The organism is Micromonospora sp. NPDC048843 (assembly GCF_040649965.1).
GTDB lineage: Bacteria > Actinomycetota > Actinomycetes > Mycobacteriales > Micromonosporaceae > Micromonospora > Micromonospora hortensis.
The window spans coordinates 57,049-63,841 of record NZ_JBEZGJ010000021.1 but is presented as its reverse complement, the minus strand read 5'-3'; the positions used below and the strand labels follow the sequence as shown (position 1 = coordinate 63,841).

6 protein-coding genes are annotated in these 6,793 nt (G+C 71.8%); 2 read left to right on the top strand and 4 right to left on the bottom strand.

What is annotated here, in order from left to right:
* Positions 1–255 precede the first annotated feature (255 nt).
* The 3 genes from AB0C20_RS08025 to mshA form a co-directional block, all read right to left on the bottom strand.
* Entirely contained in the window at positions 256–1,209 is a 954-nt protein-coding gene (locus tag AB0C20_RS08025) for a hypothetical protein (RefSeq protein ID WP_357183937.1), read from the bottom strand.
* A 465-nt stretch (positions 1,210–1,674) separates the two neighbouring features.
* Complete coding sequence (locus AB0C20_RS08020; RefSeq protein WP_357183886.1) at positions 1,675–2,190, bottom strand: YbjN domain-containing protein; 516 nt, start codon at positions 2,188–2,190, stop codon at positions 1,675–1,677.
* A gap of 58 nt (positions 2,191–2,248) precedes the next feature.
* Entirely contained in the window at positions 2,249–3,613 is a 1,365-nt protein-coding gene (gene mshA / locus AB0C20_RS08015; protein WP_357183883.1) for a D-inositol-3-phosphate glycosyltransferase, read from the bottom strand.
* A gap of 205 nt (positions 3,614–3,818) precedes the next feature.
* On the opposite strand from mshA, the gene AB0C20_RS08010 reads away from it, so the two are divergent.
* Both AB0C20_RS08010 and AB0C20_RS08005 read left to right on the top strand, forming a co-directional pair.
* The gene (locus AB0C20_RS08010; RefSeq protein WP_357567623.1) at positions 3,819–4,580 is read left to right on the top strand and encodes an SDR family oxidoreductase; all 762 of its coding nucleotides are present in this window, start codon (positions 3,819–3,821) and stop codon (positions 4,578–4,580) included.
* 71 nt (positions 4,581–4,651) lie between these two features.
* Entirely contained in the window at positions 4,652–5,440 is a 789-nt protein-coding gene (locus AB0C20_RS08005; RefSeq protein WP_357183877.1) for a class I SAM-dependent methyltransferase, read from the top strand.
* A gap of 204 nt (positions 5,441–5,644) precedes the next feature.
* Here the strand turns inward: AB0C20_RS08005 and AB0C20_RS08000 are convergent, their stop codons facing one another.
* The gene (locus AB0C20_RS08000) at positions 5,645–6,727 is read right to left on the bottom strand and encodes a UDP-N-acetylmuramate dehydrogenase (RefSeq protein WP_357567622.1); all 1,083 of its coding nucleotides are present in this window, start codon (positions 6,725–6,727) and stop codon (positions 5,645–5,647) included.
* Between the last annotated feature and the right edge of the window lie 66 nt (positions 6,728–6,793).

Below are 6,793 nucleotides of genomic sequence, written 5' to 3'. Positions count from 1 at the left end.
GTCCAAACAGGTGGGAACCGTCCCCCAACGGTTATTCCACCCGTCCCCTCGCGCCTCGTCTGGTGCGCGGATCTGATCGATCCGCCGCTCCCCCGAACGTTTCCAAACGTGGCGCGGTGCAATAAAGCTAGTTCGCCCGGATTCTGGATTCAACCCAGAACGGCTGTCTCGCCGGTCACAACTGGCGAGTATCCGCTGCTCCGGCCTCGTCCGTTGGCAACAGCCGGGTACCCGTCGGCCATTCCCGCAAACACCTCAACCGTCTTCCCGATCGGGTGACTCGGTCCGGAAGAAGCTGCTCTGGCGGCCGTCCCGCAACTGTTCCTGATAAATCAGGTTCAACCGCCGCAGGTCAAACGTGTAGAACCACTCATCCCAGGTGATCTCGCGAATCCGGCTGCTTTCCCGGTATCCGGGAATGTTGAAGGTCAACACACCCGCCCGGCCATCCCGCTCGGTGCCGGCGATGGTCGCCGGCCTGGCCCCGCGTTCCCGGGCCCACCGCTGGATCACCTCGTGGTTCGCCGTGATCAAACTCCGTCCCGGCCGCTCCGGCCGGTCCGTGATCGACGAGATCACCTGCGAACTGCGGACCGACCGCCCCGTACCCCGTCCGGTCCGGATCCCGCCGGCCGCCGTCCCGCCACCGGTCGACGGCGTCAACGTGCGCTTGGCCGCCGCGCCCTTGGCCGGTGCCGTGCGCTTCGCCGCCGCGCTCTTGGCCGGCGTCGCGCGCTTCGCCGTCGTGCGCTTCGCCGCCGCGCTCTTGGCCGGCGTCGCGCGCTTCGCCGCCGGCCGCGCCGGCGCCTTCTTCGCCGGCGCCTTCCGCGCGGGCGCCGTACGCGCCGTCGCTGTCTTACGGGCCGCAGTGGTCTTCCGCGCTGCGGCCGTCTTCCGGGCGGCGGTGGTCCTGCTCGCGGCCGTGCTCTTGCGGGCGGCCGTCGACGTCGCCGCCGTGGTCCTCTTCGCTGCGGTCGCCTTCTTCGCCGGTGCCCTCTTCGCCGCCGCCGTCGACTTCCGTCCGGCGGTCGCCTTCGTTGCGGCGGCCCGCTTCGCGGGCGCGCTCTTGTTCGCCGGCGCGGCCTTCGCGCGACTCGACGCCGGCCTGGCCGCCGACTTCTTGGTGGCGGCGGCACGACCCGCCGACGCCCTGGTGCCGGCGGCCCGGCCCGACGGGCCGGTACTGCTCCGACCCGCGCCGGCCCGCATCGAGCGCGCCAACTGTTTCACCAGCTCGGGCTTGCGCAATGCGGAAATCCCGGAGACCCCGCGTTTGCGCAGCTGCCCGCGGATGTCGTCCACCCGCATCCGGGAAATCTCCGACTCGGAGACTCCGGGCGTACCCGGCGTCTGGTTGCCGGCCTGTCGCTTCGTCCTGGTCGCAGTCGCGCCGCGACCTGAGCTGTTCCGCTGAGCCATGGGACGCTCCGCTCCTTGGCACTCCGTCATCGGCGCGCGGGGGTCCCTTGCCGCACCGCGCGGTGCGGCATACCCGTCAGGAGCACTCCGAACCACAGTCAGCGCATGATCGCGGAGCAGGGCAGTCCGGTCCGTCGATCATGGAGTTGTGGTGCCGGATTTGGTGTTTCGCGGGCGTTTTGTTGCCCACCACAACTCCATGATCGGCGGGGCTGGCGGGCGCGGGCGCGGGCGCGGGCGCGGCGCGGGGTTGGGTCAGGTTGGGTCGGGGCCGGTGCCGGAGGGCTCGAAGAGGTGGGCGAAGGCGGCCAGGTTGGCTGTTGACTCGCCCCGCTTCACCCGCCACTCGTACTCACGCCGGATCGAACTGCCGAAGCCGATCTCCAGCATCGTGTCGAACGACTCGTCGGCGTACGTGAGCACCGCGCCAAACAGTCGGTCCAACTCGTCGGCGTCCACGCCGGACGGGTTGACCCGACCGGTCAGGTACACGTCGCCGACCGCGTCGGTGGAAAAGGAGACGCCGTACATCCGGGCGTTGCGCTGCAACAGCCAGGCCCACAGCTCCTCGCGGCGCTCGTCCGGCTGGCGCATCACGAACGCCTCGATCCGCAGCGCGTGCTCACCGACGATCAGGTTGCAGATCGTCTTGAGCTTGTGGGTGCCCGGCAGCGTCACCGCGTACGAGCCGGGGCCGGTCGACTCCCAGGCCAGGTCCCGCTCGGCGCAGACCGACTCGATCAGGGTCGCAAGATCGCTCTTCGGGCTCACCGGACCCACTCTACGACCGACTCGGCCTGCGCACCGGGTGACGACTGGCGCCCCCGGGTCACCAGGAGCAGGAGAGCGCCGGGTCACCCGCCAGGTCGGCAGCGAGCCGAGCGCGGTGCCCGGCGATCGCCTCGCCGTAGACAGCGAGCAGACCGTCGACAGTACGGTCCCAGGAGAAGTGCCGGGCGTGCTGCTCGGCACCTCGGGCCAGCACCGACCGCAGCGCCCGGTTCGGCAGCAGACTGCCCATCGCACGGGCCCAGTCGACCGGGTCGTGACCGTCGATGAGTACGCCGCTGACCTGGTCCCGGACGGCGGTGACCAGCCCTCCGACGGCGGCGGCCAGCACCGGCGTACCGCAGGCCTGCGCCTCCAGAGCGACAAGCCCGAACGATTCGTTGTGCGACGGCACCGCGACCAGGTCCGCCGCCCGGTACAGGGCCGGAAGGTCGTCCCCGGTAAGCGGTGGCAGGAAGCGCACCCCGTCGCTGACCCCGAGCTTGGCGGCCAACTCGATCAGGGCGGTCGGCCGGTCCAGCCCACTGCCGCTGGGCCCGCCGCAGATCACCACTGTCACCTGATCGGCCAGCGCCGGATCGCGCTCCCGCAACGCGGCGATCGCGCGGATCAGCACGTCGGGGGCCTTGAGCGGCTGTATCCGACCGACGAAGGCAACCACGTACCCGTCGACGGGAAGCCCCAGCCGGCGGCGGGCCTGGCGGGCGGCCGCGGACCTGTCGCCCGACGCGGGCCGGAACCGGGCCAGGTCGACACCGGGCTGCACGACGGACACCCGGGTCGGGTCGGCGTCGTACCGGTCGAGCAGGTCGCTGGCCTCGACCCGGGTGTTGGCGACCAGCCGGTCCGCCTCGGCGACGACCTGCTCCTCGCCGATGACGCGGGCCTTGGGCTCCGGCCGGTCCCCGGCCGCGAGCTGGGCGTTCTTGACCTTCGCCAGGGTGTGCGCGGTGTGCACCAGCGGCACCCCCCAGCGCTCCTTTGCCAGCCAACCAACCTGCCCGGAGAGCCAGTAGTGGGAGTGGATCAGGTCGTAGTGGCCGGGCGGACGGGACGCCTCGGCGCGCAGAACCCCGGCGGTGAAGGCGCAGAGCTGACCGGGCAACTCCTCCTTGGTGAGGCCCTCCAGGGGGCCGGAGGTGATGTGTCGGACCTGCACTCCGGGCGCCATCTCGACCACCGGGGGGAGGTCACCGGAGGTGGCCCGGGTGAAGATCTCCACCTCCACGTTGCACTCGGCGAGACGCCGGGCGACTTCGAGGATGTAGACGTTCATTCCGCCGGCATCACCAGTGCCGGGCTGGTGCAGGGGGGAGGTGTGTACCGACAGGGTCGCGATGCGGCGAGGCCGGGGCCACGGTCGGGCACCTCGCTGACGCCCGACACCGGTGTGCATTTCCGCCACATCCGCTCCTTCTTCACGGTTGATGCCGTCTCGCACGACCGGCGCTTCTCGGTCAACCTGTACGCCGGATGTCATCTTCCCCATCGGGCTTCGGAAATTCCCGGGCGCGGCCCCTCGGCGTGACGGACCTCATCACCGAACGCCCGCCAATGGCTGCCGTACGCCCGGTCGGGGCGGGTCGTACGCCCGCTGTGACAATGTCGGGATGACCTCAGTCGCCATCGTCACCGGAGCGTCCAGCGGGATCGGCGCGGCCACCGCCCGCCGGCTCGCCGCCGAGGGCTTCCACGTGCTCGCCGCCGCCCGCCGCGCCGAACGGCTCACCGACCTGGTCGCCGAGATCACCACCGCCGGCGGGCAGGCCACCGCCGTGACCTGCGACGTCACCTCAGACGAGTCGGTTGCCCGGCTGGCCGAGGCCGCCGCCCAGGCACCCGGGCCGGTCACCCTGCTGGTCAACAACGCCGGCGGAGCGCGCGGGCTGGACCCGGTGGAGTCCGGCTCGGTCGCCGACTGGCAGTGGATGTACGACGTGAACGTGCTCGGCACCCTGCGGGTCACCCAGGCGCTGCTGCCGGCGCTGGAAGCCTCCGGCTCCGGCACCATCGTGGTGGTCTCCTCCACCGCCGGCCTGACCGTGTACGAGGGCGGGGGCGGCTACACCGCCGCGAAGCACGCGCAGACCGCCATCGCCGGCACACTCCGCCTGGAGCTGTGTGGCCGGCCGCTGCGGGTCATCGAGATCGACCCGGGCATGGTGAAGACCGACGAGTTCGGGCTGGTCCGCTTCGAGGGCGACGCGGAACGGGCCGCCGCCGTCTACGCCGGGGTGCCGGGGCCGCTGGTCGCCGAGGACGTCGCCGACTGCATCGCCTGGTGCGCCACCCGTCCCGAGCACGTCAACATCGACCGGCTGGTGGTCCGGCCCCGAGCGCAGGCCGCCCAGCACAAGGTGCACCGGGTCTAGCAGTGCCGCGCGAGGAGTGAGCCGGGTCTGCGAGCCCGCGGTCGCGAACGGAGATTGGCCTTGAGGTCGACATGAGCCCTGCGGCGCGACGCCGACCGGTCGGCGTGGTCACGCGCGGCACGACGAACCCGAACCGGCTCCGTCGGGTGGACAACTGGATCGTCGCCACCTGCGCCGACCGGCTGTTGGCGGCGGACGACCCCCTGGTGGTCGACCTCGGCTACGGCGCCACCCCGGTGACCGCTGTGGAGTTGCGCGCTCGGCTGGCTGCCGGGGTCCGTCCGGACGTACGCCTGGTCGGGTTGGAGATCGACGCGGCCCGGGTGGCGGCCGCGGCACCGGCCGCCGACCCACCCGGGCTGACGTTCGCCCGGGGTGGGTTCGAGTTGGCCGGGCTCCGGCCGGTGCTGGTCCGCGCATTCAACGTGCTGCGACAGTACGACGAGAGCGAGGTGGCCGAAGCCTGGCAGACGATGACCGCCGCGCTCGCCCCCGGCGGAGTGCTCGTCGAGGGCACGTGTGACGAGCTGGGGCGGCTCGCCAGTTGGCTGCTGATCGACGCCGACGGCCCCCGGACGCTGACCCTGGCCGCGAAGCTCACCACGCTAGGCAGCCCTGCCGAGTTGGCCGAGCGGCTGCCCAAGGCGCTGATCCACCGCAACGTTCCCGGTGAGCCGGTGCACGCGCTGATCCGCGCACTGGACGACGCCTGGCAGGCTGCCGCACCGTACGCCACCTTCGGCCCCCGCCAACGCTGGCTGCACGCGGTGACCCGCCTCCACGAAACCGGCTGGCCCATCCTCGACAACCCCACCCGCTGGCGCCAGGGTGAACTAACCCTCCCCTGGCCCCTCCCCTAACCCACACCCCACACCCCGCACCCCCGCACCCCACACCTGGCACGCCGATCTTGCACTTTCGGTTGGCGATTTGGCCCTTTTTCAGTCCTTATGTCACCGCAGAAAGTGCAAGATCGTGGGGAGCGGGGGGGGAAGGCAGGGGCGCGGGGGCGGGGGCGGGCAGGGCGGGGGCGGGCGGGCGGGCGGGCGGGAGGGCGGCGGGGGTTAGAGGGTGCAGTTGATGAGGACTGGTTCGGGGTGCAGGGTTACGCCGAAGCGGGCGTGGACCTGATCGCGGATGGTGGCGGCCAACGCGAGCAGATCAGCGGTGTGGGCGGTGCCGCTGCGGTTGGTCAGGGCCAGTGTGTGCTTCCTGGAGATGGCCACCCCACCCTCGCCGGGGTGGCCCTTGGCGAAGCCGGCCTTGTCGATCAGCCAGGCGGCGCTCACCTTGACCAGGCCGTCCGCCCCGGGCCAGGCGGGCGGGTCGCCCAGCTCGGCGGAGCGTTCCAGGAGCTGTTCGTACGTGGCGCGGTCGAGCACCGGGTTGGTGAAGAAGGAGCCGACCGAGCGAGTGTCCGGGTCGTTGGCGTCGAGCACCATCCCCTTGCCCGCCCGCAGGCGCAGCACCACCGCTCGGGCGTCGGCCAGCGGCACCTGGTCGCCCACCTCGACACCGAGGGCTCGGGCCAGCTCCGCGTAGCGCACCGGCCCGGAAAGCGGAGACCTGGTGAGCCGGAAGTCGACCGAGAGCACCACCCAGCGGTCCTTGTACTTGAAGATGCTGCCCCGGTAGGCGAAGCCGCACTCGGCGGCGGGGATGACCTGACGGGTGCCCTCGACTCGGTCGTACACCTCGACGCCGGTGATCGTCTCGGCGACCTCCTGGCCGTACGCGCCGACGTTCTGAATCGGGGTGGCACCGGTCGAGCCGGGGATGCCGGACAGGCATTCCAGCCCGGCCCAGCCGTTGGCGATAGTGGCGGCGACCAGGTCGTCCCACGGCTCGCCGGCGTCGACCCGTACGGTGACCGAGGTGGCGTCATCGGCGATGACCCGCATGCCACGGGAGCGCACCAGTACGACGGTGCCGGGGAAGCCGGCGTCGCCGATCACCACGTTGCTGCCCCCGGCCAGGATCAGGACCGGTTCCGCCGCGGCGCGTACCGCCTGGACGAGGTCGTCGGCACTGCCGGCGGCCACGATCCGCTCGGCCGGCCCACCCGTTCGGAGGGTGGTGTAGCCGGCGAGTGGACCGGGGATGGCACGATCGGCGTCGGTTGTCGGCTGGGCGGAGGCGTCTGGCACGCCCTTCACCTTAGGCTGACAAGTAGCCGTGGCACCCACTGGTCGCCCGGCACCCCCGGGAGGATG